General features: G+C 61.3%; 31 protein-coding genes and 1 pseudogene. 13 read left to right on the plus strand and 19 right to left on the minus strand.

From position 1 onward, the window contains the following. Positions 1–17: 17 nt before the first annotated feature. Entirely contained in the window at positions 18–1,409 is a 1,392-nt protein-coding gene (gene argH / locus ACROHD_RS02515; RefSeq protein WP_432675742.1) for an argininosuccinate lyase, read from the plus strand. Further along, a complete protein-coding gene (locus tag ACROHD_RS02520; RefSeq protein WP_432675743.1) occupies positions 1,406–1,555 on the plus strand; it encodes an argininosuccinate lyase in 150 nt (49 codons plus the stop codon). Before argH ends, ACROHD_RS02520 begins: the two co-directional genes overlap by 4 nt. A gap of 3 nt (positions 1,556–1,558) precedes the next feature. On the opposite strand, the gene ACROHD_RS02525 is transcribed toward ACROHD_RS02520, so the two are convergent. Beyond that, a complete protein-coding gene (locus ACROHD_RS02525) occupies positions 1,559–2,365 on the minus strand; it encodes an META domain-containing protein (protein ID WP_432675744.1) in 807 nt (268 codons plus the stop codon). A 220-nt stretch (positions 2,366–2,585) separates the two neighbouring features. On the opposite strand from ACROHD_RS02525, the gene greA reads away from it, so the two are divergent. Further along, a complete protein-coding gene (greA, locus tag ACROHD_RS02530) occupies positions 2,586–3,056 on the plus strand; it encodes a transcription elongation factor GreA (RefSeq protein ID WP_432675745.1) in 471 nt (156 codons plus the stop codon). A gap of 36 nt (positions 3,057–3,092) precedes the next feature. Next, positions 3,093–4,121, plus strand: coding sequence for a hypothetical protein (locus ACROHD_RS02535; protein WP_432675746.1), 1,029 nt, complete (start codon positions 3,093–3,095; stop codon positions 4,119–4,121). Here ACROHD_RS02535 and ACROHD_RS02540 read toward each other — a convergent pair. After that, complete coding sequence (locus ACROHD_RS02540) at positions 4,118–4,966, minus strand: molybdopterin guanine dinucleotide synthesis (protein ID WP_432675747.1); 849 nt, start codon at positions 4,964–4,966, stop codon at positions 4,118–4,120. The genes ACROHD_RS02535 and ACROHD_RS02540 overlap by 4 nt on opposite strands. Further along, a complete protein-coding gene (mobA, locus tag ACROHD_RS02545) occupies positions 4,963–5,565 on the minus strand; it encodes a molybdenum cofactor guanylyltransferase MobA (RefSeq protein ID WP_432675748.1) in 603 nt (200 codons plus the stop codon). Before mobA ends, ACROHD_RS02540 begins: the two co-directional genes overlap by 4 nt. 112 nt (positions 5,566–5,677) lie before the next feature. Between mobA and ACROHD_RS02550 the strand changes: the two genes are divergently transcribed. Together ACROHD_RS02550 and ACROHD_RS02555 are read left to right on the plus strand one after the other, a co-directional pair. Next, on the plus strand, positions 5,678–6,373 hold the full coding sequence (locus tag ACROHD_RS02550) for an AzlC family ABC transporter permease (RefSeq protein WP_432675749.1): 696 nt from the start codon (positions 5,678–5,680) through the stop codon (positions 6,371–6,373). Continuing rightward, on the plus strand, positions 6,370–6,702 hold the full coding sequence (locus tag ACROHD_RS02555) for an AzlD domain-containing protein (RefSeq protein ID WP_432675750.1): 333 nt from the start codon (positions 6,370–6,372) through the stop codon (positions 6,700–6,702). The genes ACROHD_RS02550 and ACROHD_RS02555 overlap by 4 nt, the downstream gene beginning before the upstream one ends. On the opposite strand, the gene mscL is transcribed toward ACROHD_RS02555, so the two are convergent. Further along, positions 6,699–7,139: a large conductance mechanosensitive channel protein MscL gene (gene mscL, locus ACROHD_RS02560; protein WP_432675751.1), complete on the minus strand. Its 441-nt coding sequence runs from the start codon at positions 7,137–7,139 to the stop codon at positions 6,699–6,701. The two genes, ACROHD_RS02555 and mscL, sit on opposite strands and share 4 nt — an antisense overlap. A 119-nt stretch (positions 7,140–7,258) precedes the next feature. Here mscL and ACROHD_RS02565 point away from each other — a divergent pair. Then, positions 7,259–7,957, plus strand: a pseudogene (locus ACROHD_RS02565) (glutathione S-transferase family protein). Here the strand turns inward: ACROHD_RS02565 and ACROHD_RS02570 are convergent. Next, positions 7,958–8,605 (minus strand): pyridoxamine 5'-phosphate oxidase family protein, encoded by a 648-nt coding sequence (locus tag ACROHD_RS02570; RefSeq protein WP_432675752.1) that lies wholly within the window; start codon positions 8,603–8,605, stop codon positions 7,958–7,960. Positions 8,606–8,691: 86 nt separating this feature from the next. On the opposite strand from ACROHD_RS02570, the gene pdxR reads away from it, so the two are divergent. Further along, complete coding sequence (pdxR, locus tag ACROHD_RS02575) at positions 8,692–10,119, plus strand: MocR-like pyridoxine biosynthesis transcription factor PdxR (RefSeq protein ID WP_432675753.1); 1,428 nt, start codon at positions 8,692–8,694, stop codon at positions 10,117–10,119. On the opposite strand, the gene ACROHD_RS02580 is transcribed toward pdxR, so the two are convergent. Next, positions 10,089–10,541: a YtoQ family protein gene (locus ACROHD_RS02580; protein ID WP_432675754.1), complete on the minus strand. Its 453-nt coding sequence runs from the start codon at positions 10,539–10,541 to the stop codon at positions 10,089–10,091. The two genes, pdxR and ACROHD_RS02580, sit on opposite strands and share 31 nt — an antisense overlap. 117 nt (positions 10,542–10,658) lie before the next feature. Beyond that, on the minus strand, positions 10,659–13,079 hold the full coding sequence (gene pheT, locus ACROHD_RS02585) for a phenylalanine--tRNA ligase subunit beta (protein ID WP_432675755.1): 2,421 nt from the start codon (positions 13,077–13,079) through the stop codon (positions 10,659–10,661). Between the two features lie 148 nt (positions 13,080–13,227). Here pheT and ACROHD_RS02590 point away from each other — a divergent pair, with 148 nt between their 5' ends. Beyond that, the gene (locus tag ACROHD_RS02590) at positions 13,228–13,863 is read left to right on the plus strand and encodes an META domain-containing protein (RefSeq protein WP_432675756.1); all 636 of its coding nucleotides are present in this window, start codon (positions 13,228–13,230) and stop codon (positions 13,861–13,863) included. On the opposite strand, the gene ACROHD_RS02595 is transcribed toward ACROHD_RS02590, so the two are convergent. The 4 genes from ACROHD_RS02595 to ACROHD_RS02610 all read right to left on the minus strand — a co-directional run bounded on the left by ACROHD_RS02595 (position 13,860) and on the right by ACROHD_RS02610 (position 17,894). Further along, positions 13,860–14,612 carry a type 1 glutamine amidotransferase gene (locus ACROHD_RS02595; RefSeq protein ID WP_432675758.1) on the minus strand — a complete coding sequence of 251 codons (753 nt, stop codon included), beginning with the start codon at positions 14,610–14,612 and terminating at the stop codon, positions 13,860–13,862. The genes ACROHD_RS02590 and ACROHD_RS02595 overlap by 4 nt on opposite strands. Before the next feature lie 6 nt (positions 14,613–14,618). After that, positions 14,619–15,020, minus strand: coding sequence for a hypothetical protein (locus ACROHD_RS02600; protein ID WP_432675759.1), 402 nt, complete (start codon positions 15,018–15,020; stop codon positions 14,619–14,621). A 451-nt stretch (positions 15,021–15,471) separates the two neighbouring features. Next, positions 15,472–16,536, minus strand: coding sequence for a phenylalanine--tRNA ligase subunit alpha (gene pheS / locus ACROHD_RS02605; RefSeq protein WP_432675760.1), 1,065 nt, complete (start codon positions 16,534–16,536; stop codon positions 15,472–15,474). 71 nt (positions 16,537–16,607) lie between these two features. Beyond that, positions 16,608–17,894: an MFS transporter gene (locus ACROHD_RS02610; protein WP_432675761.1), complete on the minus strand. Its 1,287-nt coding sequence runs from the start codon at positions 17,892–17,894 to the stop codon at positions 16,608–16,610. Between the two features lie 201 nt (positions 17,895–18,095). On the opposite strand from ACROHD_RS02610, the gene ACROHD_RS02615 reads away from it, so the two are divergent. From ACROHD_RS02615 to ACROHD_RS02625, 3 genes are all read left to right on the plus strand, one after another. Then, positions 18,096–18,734, plus strand: coding sequence for a hypothetical protein (locus tag ACROHD_RS02615; protein WP_432675762.1), 639 nt, complete (start codon positions 18,096–18,098; stop codon positions 18,732–18,734). Continuing rightward, positions 18,731–19,051 carry a DnaJ family domain-containing protein gene (locus tag ACROHD_RS02620; RefSeq protein WP_432675763.1) on the plus strand — a complete coding sequence of 107 codons (321 nt, stop codon included), beginning with the start codon at positions 18,731–18,733 and terminating at the stop codon, positions 19,049–19,051. Before ACROHD_RS02615 ends, ACROHD_RS02620 begins: the two co-directional genes overlap by 4 nt. Before the next feature lie 382 nt (positions 19,052–19,433). Next, entirely contained in the window at positions 19,434–19,853 is a 420-nt protein-coding gene (locus ACROHD_RS02625) for a hypothetical protein (RefSeq protein ID WP_432675764.1), read from the plus strand. A 146-nt stretch (positions 19,854–19,999) separates the two neighbouring features. On the opposite strand, the gene ACROHD_RS02630 is transcribed toward ACROHD_RS02625, so the two are convergent. Continuing rightward, positions 20,000–20,137: a hypothetical protein gene (locus ACROHD_RS02630; protein WP_432675765.1), complete on the minus strand. Its 138-nt coding sequence runs from the start codon at positions 20,135–20,137 to the stop codon at positions 20,000–20,002. Positions 20,138–20,319: 182 nt separating this feature from the next. Continuing rightward, the gene (locus ACROHD_RS02635) at positions 20,320–21,027 is read right to left on the minus strand and encodes a hypothetical protein (protein ID WP_432675766.1); all 708 of its coding nucleotides are present in this window, start codon (positions 21,025–21,027) and stop codon (positions 20,320–20,322) included. 172 nt (positions 21,028–21,199) lie between these two features. On the opposite strand from ACROHD_RS02635, the gene ACROHD_RS02640 reads away from it, so the two are divergent. Further along, on the plus strand, positions 21,200–21,739 hold the full coding sequence (locus ACROHD_RS02640; RefSeq protein WP_432675767.1) for a GNAT family N-acetyltransferase: 540 nt from the start codon (positions 21,200–21,202) through the stop codon (positions 21,737–21,739). A 6-nt stretch (positions 21,740–21,745) separates the two neighbouring features. On the opposite strand, the gene ACROHD_RS02645 is transcribed toward ACROHD_RS02640, so the two are convergent. The 6 genes from ACROHD_RS02645 to pyk form a co-directional block, all read right to left on the minus strand. Next, positions 21,746–22,765, minus strand: a complete 1,020-nt coding sequence (locus tag ACROHD_RS02645) for an NAD-dependent epimerase/dehydratase family protein (RefSeq protein WP_432675768.1) — start codon at positions 22,763–22,765, stop codon at positions 21,746–21,748. Positions 22,766–22,891: 126 nt separating this feature from the next. Beyond that, positions 22,892–23,254, minus strand: coding sequence for a 50S ribosomal protein L20 (gene rplT / locus ACROHD_RS02650; protein WP_432675769.1), 363 nt, complete (start codon positions 23,252–23,254; stop codon positions 22,892–22,894). A gap of 13 nt (positions 23,255–23,267) precedes the next feature. Further along, positions 23,268–23,468: a 50S ribosomal protein L35 gene (gene rpmI / locus ACROHD_RS02655; RefSeq protein ID WP_071689548.1), complete on the minus strand. Its 201-nt coding sequence runs from the start codon at positions 23,466–23,468 to the stop codon at positions 23,268–23,270. Between the two features lie 120 nt (positions 23,469–23,588). Next, positions 23,589–24,203, minus strand: coding sequence for a hypothetical protein (locus tag ACROHD_RS02660; RefSeq protein ID WP_432675770.1), 615 nt, complete (start codon positions 24,201–24,203; stop codon positions 23,589–23,591). Positions 24,204–24,321: 118 nt separating this feature from the next. Further along, positions 24,322–24,552: a hypothetical protein gene (locus ACROHD_RS02665; RefSeq protein WP_432675772.1), complete on the minus strand. Its 231-nt coding sequence runs from the start codon at positions 24,550–24,552 to the stop codon at positions 24,322–24,324. Continuing rightward, complete coding sequence (gene pyk / locus ACROHD_RS02670; protein WP_432675773.1) at positions 24,549–25,994, minus strand: pyruvate kinase; 1,446 nt, start codon at positions 25,992–25,994, stop codon at positions 24,549–24,551. Before pyk ends, ACROHD_RS02665 begins: the two co-directional genes overlap by 4 nt. Between the last annotated feature and the right edge of the window lie 132 nt (positions 25,995–26,126).

Below are 26,126 nucleotides of genomic sequence, written 5' to 3' on the forward strand. Positions count from 1 at the left end.
CGGGGTTATACGGATCCATGTCGAACAAAAGCTCGAACGCAATGTGGGGCGGCCGCTTTGCCGCTGGACCGGACGCGATCATGGAGGCGATCAACGCCTCGATCGGGTTCGACAAGCGATTGGCAAAACAGGACATCGATGGGTCTCGCGCTCATGCGGCCATGTTGGCGGCTCAGGGTATCCTCACTGATAGTGATGCAAACGCCATCCGGGAAGGGCTGCTCACGGTCTTGTCAGAGATCGAGGGCGGAACATTCCAGTTTTCCACCGCGCTGGAAGACATCCACATGAACGTGGAATCGCGGCTGAAAGAGATCGTGGGTGAACCCGCTGGCCGGTTGCACACCGCGCGCAGCCGGAATGACCAGGTGGCAACTGATTTCAAACTTTGGGTGCGCGAGCAGATGGATGCTGCCATCGCCGGCTTGACCGCACTGATGCAGGCCCTGATCGGTCAGGCCGAGGCCGGGGCAGATTGGGTCATGCCCGGCTTTACCCATCTGCAAACGGCGCAGCCCGTCACCTGGGGCCACCACATGATGGCCTATGTAGAGATGTTCGCGCGCGATCGCTCTCGTTTTGAAGATGCCCGCAAGCGGATGAACGAATGCCCCCTTGGCGCTGCGGCGCTGGCGGGCACGTCCTTCCCCATTGACCGGCACGCAACGGCGACGGCGCTTGGCTTTGATCGGCCCGCAGCGAACAGTCTCGACGCCGTATCCGACCGTGATTTCGCTCTGGAATTCCTGTCCTCCGCCACGATCTGCGCCGTGCATCTTTCCCGCTTCGCGGAAGAGCTGGTGATCTGGTCTTCGGCCCAGTTCCGGTTTGTGACCCTCTCTGACCGGTTCTCCACCGGCTCCTCGATCATGCCGCAGAAGAAAAACCCAGATGCAGCGGAACTGATCCGTGCCAAGATCGGGCGCATCCTCGGGGCCAATGTGGCGCTGCTGACCGTGATGAAGGGCCTGCCGCTGGCCTATTCGAAAGATATGCAGGAAGACAAGGAACAGGTCTTTGACGCCGCCGACAACCTGGCGCTGGCCCTTGCGGCGATGGAGGGCATGGTGCGCGACATGACCGCCAATGTGGCCAATCTGGAAGCTGCTGCCGGATCGGGCTTCTCGACCGCGACCGACCTTGCCGACTGGCTTGTCCGCGTGCTCGACATGCCGTTCCGCGATGCTCACCACGTGACGGGCGCACTTGTGAAGATGGCCGAGGACAAAGGGTGCGATCTGCCGGACCTGAGCCTCGAGGAGATGCAGTCCGTCAATGGGCAGATCACCGTCGATGTCTATCAAGTTCTGGGGGTGCACAATTCCGTTGCGTCCAGAATGTCCTATGGTGGAACGGCGCCCACACAGGTGCGCGCGCAGATTGCCCGCTGGAAGGAAGCCCTCGCATGACCCGTCTGATCCCCGTGCTGATGATCGCGGCCCTATTGGCCGCCTGTGGTGTCGATGGCCGCCCCACACACCCGGAACCGCGCCCGGCGCCGGGTGTGTCCATTAGCGGGACCGTGGAGATCGGCGTCACTGGCGGCAGCAACTAAGGGTCATCGACGCCCGAAGACGGCAATCGGCTGGCCTCTGGCATTAAACAGGTTAAGCTGGCCGACCGCATCGATGTGATAGCTGCGGACGTCATAGATCGCGTCAAAGGCCGCGTTACCCAGATCGGCACCGTTTCCTGAACAGGCATGGTCACGTCCGGTCAGACCCTGCACGGACAGGCCGCTGCCCGACACCGTGTAGCGCAGCATCCGCAGGGCACATCCATCCGAAAAGACAAGCTCGCCATGCCCGGTCAGGTTCAACTCGATCCGGACCGGTGCACCGGCTTTAGGGGACAGCCACTGGCCCTGCGCATTGCGCGCGGCATGTAGGTCCCAGTTTCCAACGTGGTCGTCGCGCGGCGCCGTGGCCTGCAGCCGCCAGACGCTGTGGGCGTCGGCCTGATCGAACGCTGCACGTAGCCGACCGCTCTGCGCATTGAACCCAACATAGAGGCCGTTGAAGGCGGACCGTAGCAGCACATCCTGCCCGGTCTCGGTGATCTCGAACAAGGCGCGCTGATCAACGCCGCCGGAATGCAGGTCGAGATAGTTCCATTCCGTGTACCCTGCACGCAGATAGGCCCCGCTTGCGGTATGCCGGAGGGCCGCCAGCCCGTTGCCGAACTCAACCACCTCCAGCACCAGCGGACCCGAACCATTATTCAGCGCCGCCAGATAGCCGCTTGGGCCCTCGACAACCGGCACCATGGTCATTCGTGGATGCAGGGTATAGGTCTGGGCCGAGCTTGCGACAGCGGCGAACAGGGTTCCCATCACGGCGAGGGCGGGCAACAGAAAACGTCTCATGGTAATTTCCTTTCAGCGCCCCCGCTTCCATTTGTCGTTGTACCGTCCTGACCGGTTCAATCCGACGCGCAACGAATGGGTGCCACCGGTGCTTCTCTGTCATGAAAATGGGCCCTGCCCACGTGGAATTCCCTCAGAAAGCCGTTGAACTACCCGCTAAGGCCCCATATCGTCCTGACCTTGAGACGCCGCACAAAACAGGGACAGTAGCGTACATCCTATGGACAAATTTCCGATGACCCCTAGGGGCTATGCAGCCCTAGACGCCGAACTGAAGACGCTCAAGACTGTTGAACGTCCGGCCATTATTGCCGCCATCGCCGAGGCACGCGAGCATGGGGACCTATCGGAAAACGCGGAATACCATTCTGCTCGGGAAAAGCAGTCCTTTATCGAAGGCCGCATCAAAGAGCTTGAGGGGCTGATCAGCCTTGCTCAGGTCATTGACCCCAAGACGCTGTCGGGCTCGATCAAGTTCGGCGCGACCGTGGAATTGGTCGACGAAGACACCGAGGAAGAGAAAACCTACCAGATCGTAGGCGAAGCCGAGGCGAATATCGAAAAAGGTCTTCTCAACATCAATTCCCCCCTCGCCCGTGCCTTGATCGGGAAAGAGGAAGGTGACAGTGTTGACGTGAAAACTCCGGGTGGCAGCAAGGATTATGAGATCGTCAAGATCTCCTATATCTAGTATCATCTCGCTGCCTCTACGCGGAACTTGGTGGTTATGGCAGACGACAAGCACCCGACTTCATTGGAACTGGGCATCTACTCGCAGGAACGTGTGACGCCACGGATCACGGCCGTAGAGGTCATGGCTCTGGTCTTGTCGGCGGTGTGGCTGGCGGGGGTGGCTTGGTTCTTCTACGGCACTGACCTGTCGGCCTTTGCGGGGCTTGGCGGCACACCGCTGGAAATCACCATGCTGATGATGGCGATCTTCATGCCGATCGCGCTGATCTGGGTCGCGGCATCCGCTGCCAAGACCGCCAAGATCATGCGCGAGGAATCGGCGCGTATGCAAAGTGCGATCGACGCCATGCGCGCGGCCTATGTGGCGCAGCAGCAGCGTCATTCGGTCGAGATAAAACCGGCGCTCGTTGCCAAACTGACCGAGATCGTTGAGGCACAGCGTGGTGCGGAACCCGCCCAGGCAACTTTCACCAGCCTGCGCAAGCCCACGGAACCCGCAGAAGACCGCGCCGCCGTGGCGCATCCCGCCCCGCAGCCAGAAACGCCGCAACCGAGCTTTGGCTTCGGCACCCCCGCGGAGGCTCTCGACGATCCGATTTCGATAGCCGATTTCATCAAGGCGCTGAATTTCCCCGAGAACGAGCACGACAAGGAAGGCTTCCGCACCCTGCGCCGGGCGCTTCAGGATCCCTCCACCAAAAAGCTCATCCGCGCCAGCCAGGACGCGCTGACACTTCTGTCACAGGACGGCATCTACATGGATGACCTCCGCCCCGACCGCGCCAAGCCCGAGATGTGGCGGCGCTTTGCCAAGGGCGATCGCGGCAAGGCGGTGGCGGCACTTGGCGGCATCCGGGACCGGTCCTCGCTGGCGCTGTCGGCGGGCCGGATGAAACAGGATCCGGTCTTCCGCGACGCGGTCCACCATTTCCTGCGCCAGTTCGACCGCACGCTGGTGGATTTCGAACAGAACGCCACGGACGAAGAGATTGCCCAGATGTCCGAAACCCGCACCGCCCGCGCCTTCATGCTGCTCGGCCGGGTGACGGGGACGTTTGACTAAAGCACCGCGCGCAAGCGGTCTTCGAACCCCAATCCCAATATCCAGCCTTCCTCGGCAGATCGGACCGATAGCATTTCCGTCAAATCAGGCTCGCTCAGCCCTGAAAACGCCCGCGCCATAAGATCCACCTGAACCGCATCTCGAATCTCGCCGGTTTTGGCACAACGAGATTTGACCTCCGTATTCAGCAACGAGGGCCAGATTTCAGCCAGCACAAGCCCGGCTTCCGGGCGCTCATACGGCCAGACGGAAGCCTCGAACCGGCGCCTTAGCCGTGCAAGCACTGGTAGCCCCATCAGAACCTGCGATCCAACGGCACCCGCCCCGGACAGCTGCCAGACGCTGAAGGCTCCCTTCGCAGCCTGCTCCACCTGCCGCAGTTCCTGTGCACCGTGACTATGCCGGTTTCGCCCCTTGCGCGGCAGATCGGGAACATCGGTTTTACTTCCATTGCCCCAGAACGGCCCCACCCCCGGAAACAGGCGGTTCCACACGCCCGCCACCTGCCAGCGGTTGTTGTGCTTCGGCGCGTCCTCGATGCGATCTTCCAACCAGTGCCAGAGCGCGAAAGGATCAGTGCGACCGGTCACATGTGCAGCGATGCCAGCGGGATAGCCGAATGGAAAATCGAACCCAGCCAGCACCCGGCGGCCAGCCGCCTGTTCTGCCTCGAAAACATCCGTCAGCCACGCCTCCGCCGCCGTCCGATTGCGCAGGTAGACGGGGGGCTCCGCCATTCCGTCCCTCGCCAAGCCCACCCATATCGCGTCCTTCTTGGGTTTCGGGCCGCGGTCATTGCCGCCTGACCAGTCAACCATGACAACCGTATCAAATCGCGTCGTCACAACAGCGCCTCAGCACGAGCCAAATCCTCCGGCGTGTTGATGTTGAAGAACGGGTCAACGGAGCCGGGCGGGAACTGCGCCAGCGCGGCCCCGTGTTGTTCTGCCCATAATCCAACCTTTCGCTCTTCGCGTGCCAATGCCGCCCGAAGATCATTTCGCAAACTGACGGACCACAGGCCGAAGGTGGGGTGGCGCACCTCTCGCCCTTCGACAACGCTGCTGGCCAATGCAATCGGCGCACCGCCTTCAGCCGCCAGCAACAAGTGCGGGACGAGGTCTTCGGGAAGGAAAGGCGTGTCGGCGGCGACTGTGACGACGTGATCGGCGCCCCGCGCGGCGGCCCAGTCCATCCCCGCCAACACACCGGCGAGGGGGCCGGGGAAGCCTGCGATCGGATCGGGCAGTACCGACAGGCCGAGATCGGCAAAACGGTCCGGGTCCTCATTCGCGTTCAGCGCAAGGGCCGCAACCTGAGGCTCGATCCGCTCGATCACGCGCGACAGGAGCGAGCGCCCGCCAAGCAGCAAGCGCCCTTTGTCACCGCCGCCCATACGGGTCGCCCGCCCGCCTGCCAGGATCACGCCAACGGGCTGTTTCATTGCCGCCCCACGAATATCACGCTATGGAATAGGTCAGGATCACAGACCATCATTTGCTTCTTCGCTCCGTCCCCGGTAATGGCGGTATCAGGCTCTATCCTAAGGCGCTCTCATGGCAAGCTCCACCTCTGCGTATCTTCGCGGCATCCGCGCCGCCCTGCCCTTCCTTTTGGTCGTGGCCCCCTTCGGGATGCTCTTCGGCGTGGTCGGGACCGAGGCCGGGCTGAACCTTGCCCAGGTCATGGGGTTTTCCGTGGTCATCATCGCGGGCGCGGCCCAGTTCACCGCTGTGCAACTGATGCAGGAACAGGCGCCCACAGTGATCGTTCTGGCCTCGGCCCTGGCCGTGAACCTGCGCATGGCGATGTATGCCGCCAGTCTTGCCCCGCATTTGGGCCCTGCCCCTGGCTGGCAGCGCATTCTGATCGCCTATTTCAACGTCGATGGCACCTATGCGCTGTCCCACATGGAATATGAGGCGAAACCTGCGATGACCCTTTCTGAAAAGGTCGGGTTCTACATGGGTACGGCTTCCGTGATCTGCTTTCCGTGGTACATGGCCACTTGGATCGGCGCTGTTCTTGGCGCTTCGATCCCTGCCGGGCTGTCCATCGACTTTGCCGTGCCGGTGGCCTTCATGTCCTTTTTCGCCCCCGCGCTTCGCACACTGCCGCATGTGGCCGCCGCCATCACCGCGATCATCCTTGCGATCCTTCTTCAAGGGGTGCCCTACAGCCTGTGGATTCTGCTGGCCGGAGCAGGCGGCATGGTCGTCGGGGCAGAGCTGGAACGGAGAATGACGAAATGACCGGCTGGAGCGACGCCACCATCTGGACGATCATCGTGGCCCTCGGCGTGGGCACCTTCACGATCCGGTTTTCCTTCCTGGGCCTTCTGGGCGACCGGGACTTGCCGGACTGGCTGCTGCGCCACCTGCGTTATACCGCTGTGGCGATCCTGCCCGCTTTGGTCACGCCCATGGTGCTGTGGCCAAACGCAACCGGCGGCCAGACGGATCCTGCCCGCCTGACCGCCGCCATTCTTGCCCTGGCTGTGGGCTACTGGACCAAGAACGCCATCGCCACGATTGCCACGGGGCTGACCGCACTCTTTGCCCTTCAAGCGCTTGGGGTTTAGCCCGAGCGAGCCTTCAGCGAGTCGCGGATCTCGATCAGAATATCCAGCTCGCTCGGGCCGGGATCGGCCTCGGGCTCCGGCGCGGCTTCGGCTTCCTTGGCCATCGCCGCCTCTTTGACCTTGTTCAGCGTGCGCACCAGCATGAAGACCACGAAGGCGATGATCAGGAAGTTGATGATCGCCATAATGAAAGCGCCATAGGCGAAGGTTGCGGCCCCCGCCTCTCGTGCGGCTTCCAACGTGGCGTAGTCACCGCCGCCCATTGTGTAGAACAGATTGGAAAAGTCGATCCCGCCGGTGAACAGCCCGATAAACGGCTGGATTAGGTCGTCGACCAACGATTTGACAATCGCGGTAAAGGCCGCGCCAACGATGATCCCGACGGCCATGTCCATGACATTACCGCGGGCAATGAAATCCTTGAACTCCTTGAGCATTTTCCTGCTTCCCTTTGTGCAGTTGCGGAACCTGTGCCCGCCGGTGGAGTATTGTTGACACAATCCTCAGTTCTTTGTCTTGAAAAATCTGGCACGTCCAACTGCCCAATAGGATGCCCATGACGGACCTAACCCAATTCCCGATCACCGCCCGCTGGCCTGCCGCGAGGCCCGACGAGATTCAGCTTTATGCTTTTCCAACACCAAATGGCGTCAAGATTTCCATCGCTTTGGAAGAATTGGCCCTGCCCTACGAGGCGCATAAGGTGACGCTTGCGCCGACGGATGTGAAAAGCCCTGAATTCCTGTCGCTCAATCCCAACGGCAAGATTCCCGCAATCATCGACCCGGACGGCCCGGACGGGCAGCCCATTGGCATTTTCGAAAGCGGAGCGATCTTGATGTATCTGGCTGAAAAGACGGGCAAGCTGATTGGGTCCTCGCCCTTGGAACGGTTGGAGATCCTTCAATGGTTGATGATCCAGATGGGCGGTATCGGCCCGATGTTCGGGCAGCTAGGATTTTTCTATCGCGGCGATGGCAAAGCGGTTGAGGACCGCCGCCCAAAGGATCGCTACATAGCCGAGGTGCGACGGCTTTTGACCGTGGTGGACCAGCGGCTGGAGGGGCGAGCGTGGCTCTGTGGGGACTATTCCATCGCCGACATCGCCACCGGCCCTTGGCTGCGAATTCTCGACATGTATGGTGCGCGAGAGGCCGTAGGTTAGTGGGATTTCCCCAATTGTATTGCCTACCTGGACCGGTTCCTTGCCCGACACGCGGTTCAGGTCGGGCTGGTCACTCCGCCGCGCGACTGATCACGCCTTCCAGCGATAGCCCGTCAGATGTGCGGGTGGCGCCACGCCTGGCAGGTTCCGCGGATCAGCCATGAGTGGCCCGACCCGCGTTTCTACCGGAATGACCCCTGCCCAGATCGGCAACGCATAGTCTTCCTCATCATCCTTGGGCATCCCGGTCCGGATCTTGGCGCTTCCTTCCATGATCTCCATCCCCAGAACGGTCGTCGCCTTCAGCTCCTGCTTGGAATTCGGACGCAAGTCAGCCGAACGTCCCGGCCATAGCCCGTCGATAAAGGCAGACAGCTTCGCTTCTTTCTGATCATCCGGCACTATGAAGGCCGTTCCAAACAGCATGACCGAACGGGTATTGGCAGAATGGTGCATTCCCGACCGCGCCATCACGAACCCGTCCAGGATCGAGACCGTCAGGCACACCTCGGCCCCCTTGCTGGCACGGATCGCCCGGCTGGCGCTGGACCCGTGCCAGTAAACGTGATTGCCCTCTCGCCACTGGAATGTGGGGGTCACATAGGGCAGCCCGTCGATCACATACCCCACGCTGCACATCGGTTGCGCATCGAGAATGGCATTTATGGTCTCGCGGTCGAAATGCCCCCGCTCATGCATGCGACGCAAACGCGTGCGGGGGGTGATGTCCAGTGTCATGGCGCTTCCTTAGGCAATGTCATGCTTGTCAGACGCGGGTTTGCCATGCGATTGGTCTGCTATGAATATCCAATTTGAATAAAGATATGCAGACCAATTTGAACGCGGCCCTGCTGGCCATCAGCCTTGACCGATCCGCGCCCGAGCCGTTGCACCTGCAACTGACCGAGGCGCTGCGCCACCTGATCCTTTCAGGCCAGGCCTTGCCCGGCGCGCGTCTTCCTGCCAGCCGTCAATTGGCAAAGGATCTCTCCGTGTCCCGCCAGACCGCGCTGACCGCCCTGGATCAGCTTGTGGCCGAGGGCTATCTGGACACCCGCCAAGGCGCCGGATGCTTCGTGGCCAGCGACCTGCCACACCTTGCCCCGCCAGCGCCAAGCCTTACCCCACCCCCAGAGCCACCAGTGGCTTATAGGCCGTTCCAGCCCGGCATACCCGACATGACACTGCTGCCCCACGCAACATGGGCTCGTCACCTCGATCGGGCGTGGCGGCATCCGAATCCAGACCTCCTGGCAATGCCCAATCCGCTCGGCTGGCCTGCGCTGCGTGCCGCAATTGCCGCCCATCTCATGGCTTGGCGGGGTATAGATTGCGCGCCCGGCCAGGTGGTGATCACCTCGGGCGCAACAGAAACCTTCGAGTTGCTGGCTCAGGCTTTGCTGCAAACGGGTGACAAGGTACTCGTTGAGCAGCCCGGGTTCGCACCGATGCGCGCCGCCTTGTTACGGGCCGGACTGGTGCCCGTTTCCATGGATCTCGATGAAGACGGTGCTCAACTTGCTGTCGAGTCCAATGCCCGGGCGGTCGTCCTAACGCCCTCCCGCCATTATCCGCTCGGGATGACCATGCCCCTGCCCCGCCGCCTTGCCTTTCTGGAGTGGGCCGCCCGGACCAGCGCCTGGATCATCGAAGACGACTATGACAGCGAGTTCCGATATACAGGCACCCCCCTGCCCGCGCTCATGTCGCTTGGGACGGGCCAGACGATCTATGTTGGCAGCTTCTCCAAGCTGATCTCACCGGCCCTGCGGCTGGCCTATATGGTGCTGCCGCCGTCGCTGGTCGAACCCATCCGCCAGGCGCTTGCGGAAACCGGTCCGCGCGCGTCCCTCGTGCCCCAACCGGCGCTTGCTGCCTTCATGGACAGCGGCGCTTTCGCCACCCATCTCCGACGGATGCGCCGGGTTTATGCGGACCGCCAGAAGGCTTTGCTCCGGTCGCTGTCCCGACATCTGCCAGAGGATGCCCTTATCGCAGAACCGGATCCCTCGGGAATGCATCTTGTCTGCCGCCTTGGGCCTGCCCTTGCCACCATCCGCGACACGGATATCTCGGAAAGGGCCGCCAAGGCAGGGCTGACCGTCCGCGCCCTTTCAGCCTATTGGCCGGATGGCGTTGGACCCACGGGGCTGGTTCTGGGTTACGCGGCCTTTTCCGCAGAGCAGCTGGACGGTGCCGTCCAACGCCTTGCCGCTGTGCTTCACGAAGGCAGCGCCCCGGTCAGTACGTAGCGCAGGATTTCAACCACCTGACGCGGCTCCGAGGTCACGGCCAGTGCCGCTGCATGAACCTCTTTCAGCGCGTGCTGATGTTCAGGCATCGACAGCACGATCACCGACTTGCCAAGCGCCGCCGCATAGCCCGCGTCAAACGCCGCGTTCCACTGCTTGTATTTCTCACCAAAGCGCACGACGACAACATCCGCCTGCTCGATCCCACGCCGTGTGCGGATCGCATTCAGCTTCGCACCCTTGTGGTCATGCCAGAACTTGTCGTTCTCCGCCCCCATGATTGCCACGCCGCAATCATCGCTCGCGTCATGGTCTGTGACCGGAGAAGAGAACACCACATCCAGCCCTTCGGCCCCCGCAACAATCTGCTCGCGCCAATCGGTGTGGATCTCTCCCGACAGGTAAACCTTCAGCATGTCCATTCCCTTCTTCTTGGCTCAATAACTTGAGGTGGGAGCGTTCGCAGGCGCGCTCGAACCAATCGCGCTGCACCTGCACACCCCCCGCGGGTTGACGCGCGGATCGCGCGGCGAAACCGATCAGCCCCGCAGAACCCCGCCAGTGGCTTTCGCAACCTTCTCAACGATCTTGGCCCCAACGGCCTCAATCTCTTCCTCGGTCAGCGTCTTTTCGCGCGGCTGCAACCGGACGCTCAGCGCCACCGATTTCTTGCCCGCACCCATCTGCGCCTCGGCCTTTTCGCCGGCAAACTCGTCGAAGATGCGCACATCCTCGATCAGTTTCTTGTCCGCGCCAGCCGCCGCATTGGCAAGGTTCACCGCCTCGACGCCCGCATCCACCACGAAGGCGAAGTCGCGTTCCACCGCCTGTAGGTCGGCCATATCAAGCGCCCCGCGGCTTGCGCCAGCACTGCGCGGCATCGGAATTTCCTCGGGGAAGAGGGTGAAGGCCATCGCCGGTCCCTTCACATCCATCTCCGACAGGATCTTCGGATGCAGTTCCCCGAACACCCCAAGGGTCTTCTTGGGGCCAAGGCAAATGCGTCCATGACGCCCCGGATGCCACCACGCCTCGCCATCACGCAGGATCTGTACCTTGGCGGGCGCACCCATGGCGGCCAGCACCGCCTCCACATCCGCTTTTACGTCGAACACATCGACGGGGCGGCGGGCCCCATGCGGGTCGCGCGGGCCGCTTTGGCCGATCAGAAGTCCGGCGACCTGCAAATGCTGCTCCGTGGGTTCCCCACCATGGAACGCGGCGCCGACCTCGAACAGGGCCAAATCCATGAATCCTCGTGCCTGATTGCGGGCAGCGGCTTGCAGCAGGCCGGGCAACAGGCCCGGGCGCATATGGCTCATCTCGCTGGAAATGGGATTCTCCAGCATCACGTCATCCGTGCCCCCGCCGAACAAAGCCGCCGAAGCCTTGTCGATGAAGCTGTAGGTCACACATTCGTTGTAGCCGAGCGCGGCAACCGTGCGCCGCGCCGCGCGTTCACGCTGCTGCATCGGCGTCAGAACCGCCTTCGGCACGCCCGGCTTCGGGCGGCGCAGCGGTTGCGGTTCTAGCTTGGTGAGCGATGCAATCCGCGCAACCTCCTCAACCAGATCCGCCTCGCCTTGCACGTCACGCCGCCAGGATGGCACCCAGACCTCCAGCACGTCACCGGACCCGGTGGCCGAGAAGCCAAGTGCCGTCAGGATACGCGCCTGTTCCTCTTTCGGAATCTCCATGCCCACAAGGCTGATCACCCGCGCAGTATCCAGCTTGTAGCTGCGCGCGGTGGTCAGCGCGGCACCGGCTTCGACAACCTCCGATGCCTCGCCGCCGCAGAGATCGAGGATCATCTTCGTCGCCGCTTCCAGCCCCGGCAGGGTGTATTCCGGGTCTACGCCGCGCTCGAACCGGTAGCGCGCGTCGGAATGGATCTTCAGATCGCGGCCCGTATAGGCGGTGCGGATCGGATCCCAATATGCGCTTTCGAGGAAGACGTTCACCGTCTCCTCGGTGCAGCCGGTCGGATCGCCGCCCATGATGCCCGCGATGCTTTCCACCGCCTCGTCATCGGAAATCGCAATCTGACCTGCCGCGAAGGTGTATTCCTTGTCGTCCAGCGCGACCAGCGTCTCGCCACCTTGCGCCTTGTGCACTCGCAGGTTGCCCTTGACCTTGTCGGCGTCGAAGACGTGCAACGGGCGGTTCTGGTCATAGGTGAAGAAGTTGGTCACATCGACCAGCGCCGAAATGGGCCGCAACCCGATGGCGCGCAGGCGGTCCTGAAGCCACTGTGGCGAGGGACCGTTCTTCACACCCTTGATCAAGCGGCCGGTGAAATGCGGGCAATCGTCCAGCGTGTCGGCGTCGATGCCGACCCCGATCGGGCTGGGGAACTGGCCCGGCACGGTCACCTCATCCAGCGGCTTCAGCGTGCCAAGGCCGCGCGCGGCCAGGTCGCGCGCCACGCCGCGCACACCAAGCGCATCCTGACGGTTGGGGGTAATGGCGATCTCGATCACCGGGTCGACCTTCGCCGGGTCGTTCGCGGCCAGCCAATCAACGAAGCGCTCGCCCACCTCGCCCGAAGGCAGTTCGATGATGCCGTCATGCTCGTCGCTGAGCTCCAGCTCGCGTTCCGACGCCATCATGCCATAGCTCTCGATGCCCCGGATCTTGCCGACGCCAATCGTGATATCGAGACCGGGGATATAGCTGCCGGGCTTGGCCAGAACCACGGTGATCCCGGCCCGCGCATTGGGCGCGCCGCAGATGATCTGCATCTCACCTTCGTCGGTCTCCACCTTGCACACGCGCAGCCGGTCGGCCTCCGGGTGCTTCTCGGCATGCATGACCTTTGCCAGGGTAAATTCCTTCAGACGCGAGGCGCGATCCTCGACCCCCTCGACCTCTAGCCCGATGTCGTTCAGCACCTCGCAGATCTCATCCAGCGAGGCATTGGTGTCCAGGTGGTCCTTCAACCAGGAGAGGGTGAATTTCATCGCGTTCGTCCCTTGCGTCTATCCCGCCCGCGCTTAGCGCAGTTGCGGACGGAATGGAAGCGGCGGGCGAAGATTGAACCCTTCGCCGCGCCCGGACGACACATGAGTGATGATGCGGGGGTCGCACCCCAAACTGAAAGGAGCTCTCATGCGCCCCCTTACGTTCCGTGCCGCCGCTTTGGCGGCCCTTCTCGCCGCGCCCGCAGCCCATGCGGACATGGTGATTATCCAGCAGGGCCATTTCCCCGGCCCGTCCGCCTTTGCGCATCCGATGCCGCAAGGGCCAGCCTTCGGCATGGCTGAAGCGTTTATCCGCGACATGGCGGCCAATCGTTTCCCGCAAACGGCCCTTCTTGGCCACCCCCTGCCGGATCACCCGCTGGAACCGCCGGTTCTGGTGGAAGCAACCGAAGCCGATCCGATCCCGTTCGCCGGGGGCTGGACCCTGACCGAAATCATGGATGATGAAGGCGCGCGGCTGTCCTTCGATCCAGAGCTTTTGGCATCGACCGAGTTCAATGTCGATCAGGACGGATCGTTTACCGCCTATGCCGGCTGCAATCGTATGTTCGGTGAACTGACCATGTATGATGGACTGATTGCATCGGCCGAGTATGGCATGACCTTCATGGCCTGCTTCGGCCCCACCGGCGATCTGGAAAACGCCTTCATGCGGGTTCTGGACAGCGCCTCTCTCGTGGCCATTGGTCCGGAGATGTTGCTGCTGCTGGATGGCGAAGGCGACAAGCTGGCCGAGTTCGCTCTGCGCGTAGAAGCGCCCTAAGCGGACAGGCTGTTGAACCAGTTCCGGATTTCGGTGACCCGCTGATCCGGCTGCAAGTCACCGGGCGCGACCCCCAATCGGCGGGCCGCGCCCGCATCCGTTCCGGCCAATCGCAGATCATCGCACAGGGATTGAGGATAGCCACCGATTGCCTCAAGGACGTTCGCCATCGCATGGGGCGTAACCTCTGGGTGATACTGAACACCCCAAAAGCGGGTTGCCCCATCGTCATAGGCGAAAGCCTGCACCGGCGAATGGGCATTCCCAGCCAGCAAAACCGCACGGTCAGGCAATCGCGTCACCTCGTGCAGGTGGATGCAGGGCACCGCATAGACGCTTCGCCGCCCGGTCAGGAAAGGATGTGTCTGACCGGCTTCTGTCAATCGGATGTCGCGCGCGAGTCCATCTTCACGGCCATTGGGGGAAGGCTGCGATGCGCCGCCCAGAACATAGGCGGCCATCTGCATCCCATTGCACGATCCGTAGGAGGGAATATGCGCGGCAAAGACCCGTTCCATCACGGCCCGAAGCGGAGCAGCCTCAGGCGCATCAACGCCCCAAACCACCGCCGATCCCGTGAAAATCGCCCCGTCTGTGCCTTGAAGATCGGCGTCGGTGAACGGGGCGTCATAGGGCGCCACAATCCTGATATCCACAGAACGGTCAATATCTTGCAGCACCGAAGTGAAGTCCGGCGCTGCCGGCTGAAAGCCAATCGGGTTCGATTCGACGATCAGGATTGTGGTCATATCTGCTTATTGCACTTCAGCGCGGATTGAGTAGCTGAGAGGGTAGTCGCAATCGCTCATGGTCACGGTGAATCCGGTCGGAAAATTCGGTCTGTCAAAGCTGACAACAGCGCGACCCCAGTCGAGGCTGGCGAGGCCGCCAGGGCGGGCAAGGGCGGCGTCGCATTCCAGCGGGCCCTGGCCGATGAAATAGCCATGGTGAACACCGCGATCGGTGAAGTTTCCGGCCAGTCCGGGGATCACCAGTTCTGCGGCAGAGCCATCGACATTGGTGAAGCTTAGAATCGCGGAGCCGAAGGCGTCTTCCTGATAAATGATTGGGCCCGTTGGCGAACTCCAGACCTCATCAGCGAAGGCCGGGGCTGCGAGGGCGAGGGCGATACAGGCGGGGGCTATGGCTTTGAACATGGGATGGCTCCAAATATGAGATGGACGAGCCTAGCGCGCGAATGGGATTTCGCAAAGCGCGTATTGACGAAAACACCCCGGTGCCAGGCGCGGCGCAAGAGTTTTCGAAAACTCTTTGCAAGGGCCTTCGAAGGCCCTTCCCCGCGCGGGATTGAGACGGATCGCGAGGGATCGGGAGGCGCAACGACGGGCCGCGGTGCGGCGATCCCAGGGTCGTGCGGGGCGCTTTATCGTGCCGTATCCGTGGGAGGGGTGAGGGAGGCGCAAGTGGCAGCGAAATCGCCGTGCCGGGGGGCGGCCCGGCGATGCGCGGCGGTCTTAAGGCCTTGGTTCCGCGTGTAAGAACCCAAGCCCTTGGCAGAACGACAGAACCCCAGCACCAGGGCTCCGCACGTTCGCGCCTCAATCGCTCCACTGGAGCGATTGTCGGGCTTGTTGCCCGAACCGGCGCTCACACCCCCGAATGCACCGCCGGCACATCGAGCGCGGCAAAGCCGTAATGCCGCAGCCACCGCAGGTCTGAATCGAAGAACGCCCGCAGATCCGGGATGCCGTATTTCAGCATGGCGATCCGGTCGATGCCCATCCCAAACGCAAAGCCCTGCCACTGGTCCGGATCGACCCCGGCGGAGCGCAGCACATGGGGGTGGACCATGCCCGACCCAAGAACCTCCAGCCAGTCGTCGCCCTCGCCCACTTTCACGGTGCCGCCTTCCCAGGAACACTGGATATCGACCTCGGCAGACGGTTCGGTGAACGGGAAGTGGGATGCGCGGAAGCGGGTTTTGACCTTGGCCCCGAAATAGGCGGAGAAGAATTCCTCCAGCACCCATTTCAGGTTTGCCATGGAAATATCCTTGTCGATGGCCAGCCCCTCGACCTGATGGAACATCGGCGTATGGGTCTGGTCGTAGTCGGCGCGATAGACGCGGCCCGGCGCGATCACGCGGCAGGGGGTGCCGTGGGCCTCCATGTAGCGGATCTGCACGGGGCTGGTATGGGTGCGCAGCACATGGGGCGGGCGATTGTCGCCCTCTTTGCGATGCGTATAGAACGTGTCCATCTCGGCCCGGGCGGGGTGGTGGCCGGGGATATTCAGCGCGTCGAAATTGTACCAGTCGGTTTCGATTTGCGGGCCTTCGGCAACGGCGAAGCCCATATCAGCGAAAATCGCGGTGACCTCTTCCGTCACCTGGCTGACCGGGTGGATCGTGCCCTGGCGGCGGTGACGGGCGGGCAGCGTCACGTCCAGCCATTCGGCGCGCAGGCGTTCGTTCAGCGCCGCATCCCCAAGCGCAGCCTTGCGGGCGGCAATGGCGGAATTGACCTCGTTCTTCAGCGCATTCAGCGCCGGGCCCGCGACCTGGCGTTCCTCGGGTGTCATCTTGCCAAGCTCTCGCATCTGCAAGCTGATCTCGCCCTTTTTGCCAAGGGCCTGCACACGCAGATCCTCCAGACCGGCTTCATCCGCCACGTCGGCAATGGCTTTGAGGTATTTTTCGCGCAGATCATCCATCGTCATGCCCCTTGTCGCATCGGCCTGACTGCTAGCCAGAGGGGGCGCGGAATGCAAGCGGGGAACGCCGTTCAGGGGGAGTCTGGGGGTGTTTCACGCTGGTCTGATGCCACAAGGGGCTCGGCCTCATCCTCACCTTCCTGAAGCGCGGCTGTTTCTGGCGTAGCGATGCGGGCGGGCATACTGGCCTGGAAATCGCCTTTGTCGGCCTCGGCCACGGCGGCGCGGCGGCTGATCCGCCACAGCGTGAAGACGATCATCACCACATGCGCGGCAATGGTGGTCATGAACAGGCCGCGCGGGCCGAACGGATCCATGATGCGACCAGCAATCAGCGGACCGACGATGGCACCGATGCCGTAGACCATCAGCAAACCGCCCGATACCTGAATGGAGGTGCCCGGCGGTGCGTGGTCATTGGCATGGGCCACGATGATCGGATACATCGCGAAGATCGCCGCGCCGAAGATGCTGGCCAGCACAAGGTTCAGGACCTGGCCTTCGGGTTGCAACACCGCAAAGGTGATATCGGCGGCAAGGGCCAGCATCGCTGTCACCACCAGCACTTTGCGCCGGTCCATGCGGTCCGAGAAGATCCCGAACGGGATCTGCGCCACCGCCCCCGCCAGGATGGGCAGGCTGGCAAAGAGCGCGATGGATGACAGGCCCAAGCCCACCCGGTCGGCATAGACGGCAGACAGTGTTCCGAATGCGCTGTTGGAGATCCCCACAAGGAACACCGCCACGACCGCAACGGGCGAGTTGTTCCACAGCACCCTCAGATCCAGCCGGACCGTGGTCAGCGGCACCGGGCTTTGCGAGGTGGAGATCGCCGTGGGGATCAGCGCAAGGCAATAGACCATCGCGCCAAGCGCAAAGAACAGGAAGCCGGTGGCGTCGCCAAGCGCGATGACCATCTGGCCTGCGGTGCTGGCGGCAAGGTTGACCATGGAATAGATGGCGAAGATGCGGCCACGGGTCGTCGGTTCGGCCCTGTCGTTCAGCCAGCTTTCCACGATCATCGCGGCCCCGGCAAAGCTGAAGCCCGATACCGCGCGGGTCGGAATCCAGGCCCAGGCCTCGACCACCAGAGCCTGGCTGAGGATCGCGACGGAGGCGCAGGCGCACATGACGCCGAAGGTTCGGATGTGGCCGACCGACGCCACCAGCCTCGGGATATAGAGACAGCCAAGCACATATCCGATGGCCCAACCGGTGCCCAGAAAACCAAGCGCCGTGGCCGAGAAACCTTCCTCGGAGCCGCGCACTGGCAGGATGAGGCTATTGATGCCCCCGGCAAAAAGCAGAAGCGCAGAGCCAAGCAGAAGCGCGCTTATGGGGAGGAGCTGACGATACATGAGACCAAGACTACGGAGAAAGCAGTGCGATGCAAAGCCGATGCGGCGCCGCTACACCCGCGCAGCCTACAGGGCAAGTCCCGCTGTCGCGGCCCGATAGGGGCAGATGCGCGCATTTCGTCAGCGGCATACGCTATCCGGTTGCGGGATAAACGGGATTGCCGCAAGATTCGGTCTGAGCAATTTCAGCCGGGAACGGGCATGGACCCAAAGATCATCATTTGCGGCACGGGGCGGGCGGGGACGACACTTTTGGTGCGCATCCTGACCTCGGCAGGGATGGACACCGGGTTCAAGCCGCACCGCTTTAAGGGGGTTGAGGAAAACCTCGGGAAAGCGGGGTTGGAGAAGGTTGTGAAGCGGCACAAGGTGGATCAGCTTCCGCAGGTGGTCAAGGCGCCGCTGATTGTGGATGTGTTGCCGCAATTGCTGAAAGAAAACTGGTTCGAGATCGGTCTCGCAATCATTCCAATACGCGACCTTGCTGCCGCGGCGGCCAGCCGAAAACAGGTCCACAGGCGCGCTATAGAAGCGGGGGAAGACCCCGCCATGGTGCCGGGGGGATTGTGGAAAACCGATGCCCCTGACAACCAGCATTGGGTACTGGCGGAACAATTCTATCGCACTTTGGAACCGCTGGTCGCCGCAGAGGTGCCGGTGGTGACGATGTCCTTCCCGCGCTTTGCCGAGGATGTGGACTATTTCGATCGGACGCTCGGCCCGGTACTGGAAACGCGCTTTGGTGTGGACCGCGAGCGGCTGCGCGCTGCCCACGCCAAGGAATGCAACCCGGCGCTGATCACGGGTGAGGCGGCCGTAACAGCGGAGGGCGGATCATGAGATGGGACAAGCTGGCCGAGCAGCAGATCAAGAAGGCCGAGATGGAGGGCCAGTTCGACCGGCTCAAGGGTGCGGGCAAGCCGTTGAAGGCGGAGAGCGGGAACAGCGCCGATGCGGCGGGGTTTCGGATCATGCACGAGGCGGGCGTAGTTCCGCGAGAGATCGAGCTGCGCAAAGCGGTCGAGGCGTTGCGGGCGAAACTTCGAGACACACCAGAAGGGGCAGACCGGACGGCAATCATCAAGGAGCTTGCCGACGTTCAATTGCGGCTTGATATCGAGCAGGAAGCACGGCGCAAATACATGAATCTGGACTAGTGTTCGGCACCGGACAAAAGATCCCCACTCTGCCCTCGGTGCCCCCCCGGTTGCTTTGACCAAAGCCAAGGAGGCAGTCATGCGGGACGAAGCTGCCAGCCGAACTAGTCATTTCATTACAGACCCTTGCTGAGTTGTCCGATCTGACTTTCGCTATCATTGCGGCGACAAGATGAACTCTCTTTCCTCTGTGGGCTAGTATAACTAGGATTGGAAATGCCAGACCATGTTGGTCACGCCCATTGGGAGCTTCAAACTCGTGGACAGACGCGCACCCTTGAAGCCAGTGCAAAGAGCGATCCTATTGTCTGTCGCAATCGGCCTACCCGTCTGGTTTGTCTACGTTTTCTATTGGATGCCACGGCTTAGCAGTCTTCCAAGAATGTTCTTCGTTCCTGGGCCTTTTAGCGCGGCACTCCTTTCACTGATTTTCGGGCTGGCGGTTTCGGCGATCCTAGTCCTTTTCATGGCGAACCGCCACCGAATGGGATCGGTTTTGAAACCCAACAGGGGCCGGCTGATTGTTGCAGCATTTCTGGGTCTTACCATGCACATATGGAATGCAGAGTTTATACCGATTGTTCCCATCCGCCTCGCGATTGCAGTGCTGCCGGAGTCTTTTTTGTTTTTTGTACTTTTTGTCGTTATCGGGGCGCTTCTCTCGATCCTTTGGTACATACCTTCTTGCCTGATTGTTTCAGGTGTCAGATCGAAACTATGGCGGGTAGCCTTGGTTGCCTTATTTTGGCTTGGAACCGCAAGTGGTTGCATTTTGATCTTTGGAGTAACTGACCTCATTTAGTATTGTTGCGTCAATCTGCCGAAATCTTGGCCGAAAACACCAAACGATCAAAGTTTGTATTGGGCTCAAACCTGACGCTCGCAAAAAGACAAAATCCCCGCATCAGTGGGGCCTTTTCTTCGTAAGTACACCACGGCGCCATCCGGCTAGGGCCGGTTCGATGCTGAAACCCAATCGCCCACGATCAGCCCGTCGTCCCCGGCGCTGACATTCACCGTGTCGCCGTCCTTCACCTCTCCAACGAGCATCATTCCAGCCAATTGGTTCACATCAGTTCCGGCCATCCCCAGATCGGCCCCCCGGACCAGACGCCGCCCGAGGTACCCACAAGTCCAGTCGCTCGATCAGAGAATGATCGCCATGCGGGACGAAGCGGGCATCCCATTGATCGCAATGTGAGTGAGCGCCTTTTCGAAGATCAGGGTCTCTACTTGGTGATAGTCTTCAGAGACGGCGTTTGCTCGAGCTACTGTTGCTCGAGCCCGACTTCGTGCACGAGCCATTGGGTTGTGCCGTCTTCAAGTGCAAAGCCGACGACGAATTCCTCCTCAGAAATCCTGAAGACCTCCGCATAACCGCTCGGATGGTTCTCGCACCACAAAGCGGAAATCACTGGCTCATCTGGTGAACTTCCCAGTATCTGATGATTGACGCTAAGTGGCTCCGACCAACAGAAGAGCTCAGACGAAGCATCAATCACGATTATCTGGGCAGACCGGTTTTCGCCGAAAACATCAACGACCAGAGTCGATTGTGCATCTGTCGTCCAGCTGAAGAATTGTTTAGTCGTGTCGGCGTTCTCGGGATAAAACTCCACGTTGGGAAGGTCAGGTACCCACGTTGGAAAGATCTCCGCGAGGCAGATTCGCCGCGAAACATCGGCCAGGGCTAGCCGCTCAATTTCTCGCAGCTGGTGGATTGTCTCGATGGAAAGACGGTCAGCATATGCGTTCGCAACACAACTGCAGTATTGATCGAGCTCGTCAGATGCCCCGCCGAGCGTTGTTACCAGCCTCTCAGACCCAGTGTTCAACTGACATGCATCACCGAAATTTCGAACGAATGACGCACGATCGCCCCCATGCAGTTGTGCGAAAACTGAGTACGGCTCACCAACCGCAATGGCGAACACTGATAGTGTAAGCGCTGATCTTCGGAGCAATTTCCAGCCCATCACACTTCACCTATCTGAATTTCACGGACTGTTTTTACTAGACATAAATCCCGATTGGTTGGCACACATTGACTTGCGTGAATAAGAGAAGACTGCCCAGGGATACTGGACCCGTGTTGGATGCGCTGCTTCCATCGGGGAACCATGTGTCAGGTGGAGAACACTAGGCACCATGCAATTCACGACCGAATACCGTTCCCGGCAAGCGGCATTAGTGACGCTGTTCAGAGACACATTCGCAGTGTCCGAAGGGGCCGAGGAAGGGGCGGTGATCGGCGCTTTTGTGGAGCGGCTTCTAGGCGAGACATCGGCAGAGGATCTGAGGGTCTTTGCGGTACTGGATGGTGACACTCCAATCGGCTGCATCTGTTTTTCACGGCTGGACTACGCAGAAGATCCGCGCCGGGTCATGCTGCTGTCACCGGTCGCTGTGGCGACTGTTGCGCAAGGTAGTGGGCTCGGACAGGCACTGATCCGCCATGGGCTGAATGTGCTGCGCGGAGAGGGAATAGATATAGCGATCACCTATGGAGACTCGGCCTACTATGGCAAAGTCGGGTTTCGGCCACTCACCGAAGAGATAGCGCGCGCTCCCTTGCCGCTAAGCCATCCGGAGGGTTGGATCGGCCAATCGCTGAAAAGCTCGGATGTCGGACCGCTGAAGGGCCCGTCACGCCCAGTGCCTGCCCTCGATGACCCTGCACTGTGGTAAGGCCAGTTAGAGCCGCCCGATCCGCCTGAGTTCCGCGACCGTATCGCGAATGCTGTCCTCTGTGCTGATTGTGGGCTGCCAGCCAAGAACATCCTTCGCACGCTGGTTCGATGAGGCAAAGTAGCGGCCCTTGTTCATCGCCACGAATTCGGGCGTGATCAGCGGCGGCGCCCCGATCATGCGGCTGATCATGCGGTTCATGGCGGGGGCCATGGGATACATGAACTGTGGCACAGTCATCAACGGGCGGCCGAGCTTGAGACCTTGGCCCCGCAGGATATCGATGATCTCGTCGAAACTGGGGAAGCGGTCGTTACACAGGATAAAGCGGCCAGACACATCCTGCTCGGCGGCGCGGATATGGCCATCCACCACATCGCGCACATCGACAAAGGGCATGACCCCTTCGAAAGAGCCCATGCGCAGGGCGCCCTTGGCTATGGCCTCGACAAAATCGGTGGACTGGGTTGGCTTGTGAAAGGTGCCGCCGAAGATACCGGCGGGCAGGACGGCGACCATGTTGACGCCAAGCTCTTCCGCCAGGTCCCATGCGCGTTTTTCGGCAAGGGTTTTGGCGCGGATATACGCTACGCTCAGATCTTCGGTCCAGTCGATCTCGGTTTTCTTGTCTTCGGGAGAGGTGCCGAGCGGCAAAGTGACCGTCGAGGAGGTCATCACGACCTTGCGAACATTGCTGGCAGCGGCTGCCCGGATCGCGGCTATTGCCCCTTCCACCGCGTCGCGGACCATCTGTTCATCGGCACCGGGGCCGGAGGTCACATAGCGATAGGTCGCGGCAACATGGTAGAGCAGGTCAATCCCCTCGGTCGCAGCACGGAATGCGTCGGCATCCTGCACGTCGAGCGTCACGATATCCTTCACCCCAAGCGCCCGGAGCGGGCCGGTCTTGGCCGGATCCTTCGCATCACGCACCGAAACCCGCAGATCCGCCCCGCGCCTGACAAGCTCCTCCACCAGGTTGAACCCGACATGGCCATTGGCCCCTGTGACAAGAACCTTGCCCATGATGCGCCCTTTCCCTTGCAGTCGTAAGTGGCCAGTTTAGTGTCAGAAATCGGTGTCCTGCAAAGAAAAACCCCCGGCGGGATCGCACCTGCCGGGGGTTCCTGTTGTTGAGCTGCGGTCCGGCTCTTAGGCCAGCGCGCCTTTCGCCTGTGCAACGATCGCACCGAAGGCTTCGGGCTCGTGCACGGCCAGATCGGCCAGAACCTTGCGGTCCACTTCGATGCCGGCCAGCGACAGGCCGTTAATGAAGCGCGAATAGGTCAGCGACTCGTCATGGCTGCGGACGGCGGCGTTGATGCGCTGGATCCACAGGGCGCGGAACTGACGCTTGCGGGCCTTACGGTCGCGGGTCGCGTACTGGTTCGCCTTGTCGACGGCCTGCGTCGCGGTGCGGAAGTTGCGGCTGCGGGAACCGTAGTACCCTTTGGCGGCCTTGATGACTTTCTTGTGACGGGCGTGAGTGGTCACGCCACCTTTGACTCGGGACATGGGTCAGGCCTCCTTAGCGTGCGTAGGGCATGTAACCCTTGACGATCTTCTCGTCAGGGGCGGACAGGATGGTGGTTCCCCGCGCGGTGCGGATGAACTTGGTGGTCCGTTTGATCATGCCGTGGCGCTTGCCAGCCTGGCCTGCTTTGACACGGCCGGAAGCCGTGACCTTGAAGCGCTTCTTGGCGCTCGACTTGGTCTTCATCTTGGGCATTTTCGTCTCCAGTTTATTGGCTACGTTCTGGCGCGACTCGGCATGCCTCTCGGCCGGCCGCACCGGTTGGAGCGCGCCGTATAGGATGGAATCACCCCCCTGTCCAGCTTGATTGCAAGATCAGTTGCGGTGCCGCGCGCCCCTGACGGCCAGATACACCGCCGTGCCCAACAAGACTATAGGCGCAAAGAACGTCCCAAAGACAAACGCCGCCGCCGCAAGCGGCAGAACTGCCAGCCAATCCCGGTCGGGCGTGAGCGTTCGGATCGAGGCCACAAGGATCAGGCAGGATCCCAGAAACCCTAACAAAAAGAACTGACCATAAAAGTTCAGCCCGGCCCCCAGCACAATCAGCCAAGCCAGAAGCTGCACCAGTTCGAACGCGATCAACGCCAGCCCATAGGGCACCGTCATCCACAGTACCTCAGCCACCGTGACCTGCGCCCGCAGGAAGTGCCGTGTTCCGATCAGAATGATCGAGGCCACGCCGAAGATCCTTGCTGTTTCCACGAAGGCCACGAAGTACACCGTCGCATCACGCTTGCCGCCAGGTTCGAGAGTGTGCGGGAACGCGTATGGGCCATAGGCGAAGTCGATCACCACCATCACAAACGTCGCGGCACAGAGCGCCAGGACACCGGCCTGAACACCCGGTGCCGTTTCCCGCATCCGCTCCAGCGCAGCCATCGGGCTTTGAAGGAATTGCGCGATCCCGCTGAGAGTGAGTGTGATCATGACGCCCTGCCTTTCAAATCCGCTACCGATGACACGCAACAAAGTTTCCATGATGGAATGGCGGTCAATCTTGGAAGGAGGCAGGCCGTAAAATGACCAATCCAAGGCAGGTGTCGTACTAGTTCAACATCCGCGGCAGGACAGAGATGAAGGCATCTGGCACTTCGCGCCAGCCTTGCGGGTCTTCGAGTGCCCAATAAGCATAGACGAAGACCCCCACACCGGCGGCCAGCGCGCCAAGGGCGACGGTCGGAAACTCTCCGTCCGACCAGACCGACAGAGCCGAGGCGATCGAGAAGAGGATCACCAGAGTGGACAGGGCCAGAAGGATATCAGGGCTCAGGTTCATTCCATATCAGTCGACATGATCAACCGCTCGTCACAGGGGGCGACGCGGATGATGTTTGTTGTACCCTGCACGTTAAACGGCACGCCTGCGGTGACGACAATGAAATCGGTCTCGGTGGCAAAGCCTGCATCCCGCGCAGCGCGGGCCGCCGATGTCACCGCCATCTTGAAGCGGGTCAGTTCGCCCGTCAGGTAGCAGTTCATACCCCAGGTCAGGCACATTCTACGGGCAACTTCGACGATGGGGGTCATTGCGATGATCGGCACGCGCGGGCGTTCGCGGGCCACCAGCGCGGCGGTGCCGCCGGACTGCGTGAAGCAGCAGATTGCCTTGATATCGGTTGTTTCCGCAATTTCACGGGCCGAGGAGACGATGCCATCGGCTACCGTGGACCGTGCCACCTTGCGGCTTGACTCGATGATATCGCGATAGGTCGGGTCGGCCTCGACCTCTACGGCAACGTTGGTCATGGTTGTGACCGCTTCGATGGGGAACCCCCCGGCGGCGCTTTCAGCCGACAGCATCACCGCGTCCGCGCCTTCATAGATGGCGTTGGCCACGTCGGTGACCTCGGCGCGGGTGGGAACCGGGCTCTCGATCATCGACTCGAGCATCTGGGTGGCGACGATCACCGGCTTTGCGGCTGCCCGGCATTTGCGCACCAGACGTTTCTGGATCGGCGGCACCGCTTGAACAGGCAGTTCTACGCCCAGATCGCCGCGCGCCACCATGATCCCGTCCGATGCCTCGAGGATTTCGTCAAAGGCCTTCACCGCCGCTGGTTTCTCGATCTTGGAGAGGATCGCTGCACGGCCCTTGGCAAGCCCGCGCGCTTCCTGCACGTCCTCGGCCCGCTGAACAAAGCTGAGCGCCAGCCAGTCCACCCCAAGCTGACAGACGAACTCCAGATCCTTGCGGTCCTTGTCTGACAGCGCGGCCAGCGGCAGCACCACGTCGGGCACGTTCACGCCCTTGCGGTTGGAAATAGAGCCGCCTGCAATCACCTTGCAATTGGCAAAATCCGGGCCACACTCTTCAACCTGAAGTTTGATCTTGCCGTCATTGACCAGCAGCGTCGCGCCAGGTTCCAGCGCTGCAAAGATCTCGGGGTGGGGCAGTTGTACGCGGGTGTGGTCGCCTTCGGCGTCATCCAGATCGAAGCGGAACGCGGCCCCGTCTTCCAGTTCATAAGGACCGTTGGCAAAGACGCCGCAGCGCAGTTTCGGGCCCTGAAGATCAGCCAGAATGGCAATCGGGCGGCCGGTATCTTTTTCGATCTGACGAATAATCGTGTGACGTGCGCGAATTTCGGAATGATCCCCATGGCTCATGTTCAGACGGAACACGTTGGCACCGGCCTCAAACAAGGCTCGGATCATTTCATAGTCGTTGGAGGCAGGCCCGAGGGTCGCCACGATCTTGACGTTTCGCTGGCTTTTCATACTCGGTCCCTCGTTTCGAATCTGGCGGATGTTAGCGCTAGCATTTCAGTTGCTGCCCTTATGTCTCAATTCGAGGAACATGACAACTGGCACTCGCGTCTAACCTATCATATGTCCCTTTTGTCTATGAAG

Origin of the sequence: Nioella aestuarii, assembly GCF_050896395.1 — a bacterium.
Taxonomy (GTDB): domain Bacteria; phylum Pseudomonadota; class Alphaproteobacteria; order Rhodobacterales; family Rhodobacteraceae; genus Nioella; species Nioella aestuarii.

Excerpts from the sequence above, each read along its gene's own strand:
- ACROHD_RS02665 (WP_432675772.1), bottom strand. The coding sequence starts at position 24,552 with ATGAACCTGAGCCCTGATATCCTTCTGGCCCTGTCCACTCTGGTGATC.
- ACROHD_RS02620 (WP_432675763.1), top strand. The coding sequence starts at position 18,731 with ATGAGATGGGACAAGCTGGCCGAGCAGCAGATCAAGAAGGCCGAGATG.
- ACROHD_RS02525 (WP_432675744.1), bottom strand. The coding sequence starts at position 2,365 with ATGAGACGTTTTCTGTTGCCCGCCCTCGCCGTGATGGGAACCCTGTTC.
- ACROHD_RS02535 (WP_432675746.1), top strand. The coding sequence starts at position 3,093 with ATGGCAGACGACAAGCACCCGACTTCATTGGAACTGGGCATCTACTCG.
- ACROHD_RS02600 (WP_432675759.1), bottom strand. The coding sequence starts at position 15,020 with ATGTTCAAAGCCATAGCCCCCGCCTGTATCGCCCTCGCCCTCGCAGCC.
- pyk (WP_432675773.1), bottom strand. The coding sequence starts at position 25,994 with ATGAAAAGCCAGCGAAACGTCAAGATCGTGGCGACCCTCGGGCCTGCC.
- mscL (WP_432675751.1), bottom strand. The coding sequence starts at position 7,139 with ATGCTCAAGGAGTTCAAGGATTTCATTGCCCGCGGTAATGTCATGGAC.
- pheT (WP_432675755.1), bottom strand. The coding sequence starts at position 13,079 with ATGAAATTCACCCTCTCCTGGTTGAAGGACCACCTGGACACCAATGCC.
- greA (WP_432675745.1), top strand. The coding sequence starts at position 2,586 with ATGGACAAATTTCCGATGACCCCTAGGGGCTATGCAGCCCTAGACGCC.
- ACROHD_RS02610 (WP_432675761.1), bottom strand. The coding sequence starts at position 17,894 with ATGTATCGTCAGCTCCTCCCCATAAGCGCGCTTCTGCTTGGCTCTGCG.
- ACROHD_RS02645 (WP_432675768.1), bottom strand. The coding sequence starts at position 22,765 with ATGGGCAAGGTTCTTGTCACAGGGGCCAATGGCCATGTCGGGTTCAAC.
- mobA (WP_432675748.1), bottom strand. The coding sequence starts at position 5,565 with ATGAAACAGCCCGTTGGCGTGATCCTGGCAGGCGGGCGGGCGACCCGT.
- pdxR (WP_432675753.1), top strand. The coding sequence starts at position 8,692 with ATGCAGACCAATTTGAACGCGGCCCTGCTGGCCATCAGCCTTGACCGA.
- ACROHD_RS02550 (WP_432675749.1), top strand. The coding sequence starts at position 5,678 with ATGGCAAGCTCCACCTCTGCGTATCTTCGCGGCATCCGCGCCGCCCTG.
- rplT (WP_432675769.1), bottom strand. The coding sequence starts at position 23,254 with ATGTCCCGAGTCAAAGGTGGCGTGACCACTCACGCCCGTCACAAGAAA.
- ACROHD_RS02660 (WP_432675770.1), bottom strand. The coding sequence starts at position 24,203 with ATGATCACACTCACTCTCAGCGGGATCGCGCAATTCCTTCAAAGCCCG.
- ACROHD_RS02625 (WP_432675764.1), top strand. The coding sequence starts at position 19,434 with ATGTTCTTCGTTCCTGGGCCTTTTAGCGCGGCACTCCTTTCACTGATT.
- ACROHD_RS02555 (WP_432675750.1), top strand. The coding sequence starts at position 6,370 with ATGACCGGCTGGAGCGACGCCACCATCTGGACGATCATCGTGGCCCTC.
- ACROHD_RS02630 (WP_432675765.1), bottom strand. The coding sequence starts at position 20,137 with ATGGCCGGAACTGATGTGAACCAATTGGCTGGAATGATGCTCGTTGGA.
- rpmI (WP_071689548.1), bottom strand. The coding sequence starts at position 23,468 with ATGCCCAAGATGAAGACCAAGTCGAGCGCCAAGAAGCGCTTCAAGGTC.
- ACROHD_RS02520 (WP_432675743.1), top strand. The coding sequence starts at position 1,406 with ATGACCCGTCTGATCCCCGTGCTGATGATCGCGGCCCTATTGGCCGCC.
- ACROHD_RS02580 (WP_432675754.1), bottom strand. The coding sequence starts at position 10,541 with ATGGACATGCTGAAGGTTTACCTGTCGGGAGAGATCCACACCGATTGG.
- ACROHD_RS02640 (WP_432675767.1), top strand. The coding sequence starts at position 21,200 with ATGCAATTCACGACCGAATACCGTTCCCGGCAAGCGGCATTAGTGACG.
- ACROHD_RS02615 (WP_432675762.1), top strand. The coding sequence starts at position 18,096 with ATGGACCCAAAGATCATCATTTGCGGCACGGGGCGGGCGGGGACGACA.
- ACROHD_RS02635 (WP_432675766.1), bottom strand. The coding sequence starts at position 21,027 with ATGGGCTGGAAATTGCTCCGAAGATCAGCGCTTACACTATCAGTGTTC.
- ACROHD_RS02595 (WP_432675758.1), bottom strand. The coding sequence starts at position 14,612 with ATGACCACAATCCTGATCGTCGAATCGAACCCGATTGGCTTTCAGCCG.
- argH (WP_432675742.1), top strand. The coding sequence starts at position 18 with ATGTCGAACAAAAGCTCGAACGCAATGTGGGGCGGCCGCTTTGCCGCT.
- ACROHD_RS02590 (WP_432675756.1), top strand. The coding sequence starts at position 13,228 with ATGCGCCCCCTTACGTTCCGTGCCGCCGCTTTGGCGGCCCTTCTCGCC.
- pheS (WP_432675760.1), bottom strand. The coding sequence starts at position 16,536 with ATGGATGATCTGCGCGAAAAATACCTCAAAGCCATTGCCGACGTGGCG.
- ACROHD_RS02570 (WP_432675752.1), bottom strand. The coding sequence starts at position 8,605 with ATGACACTGGACATCACCCCCCGCACGCGTTTGCGTCGCATGCATGAG.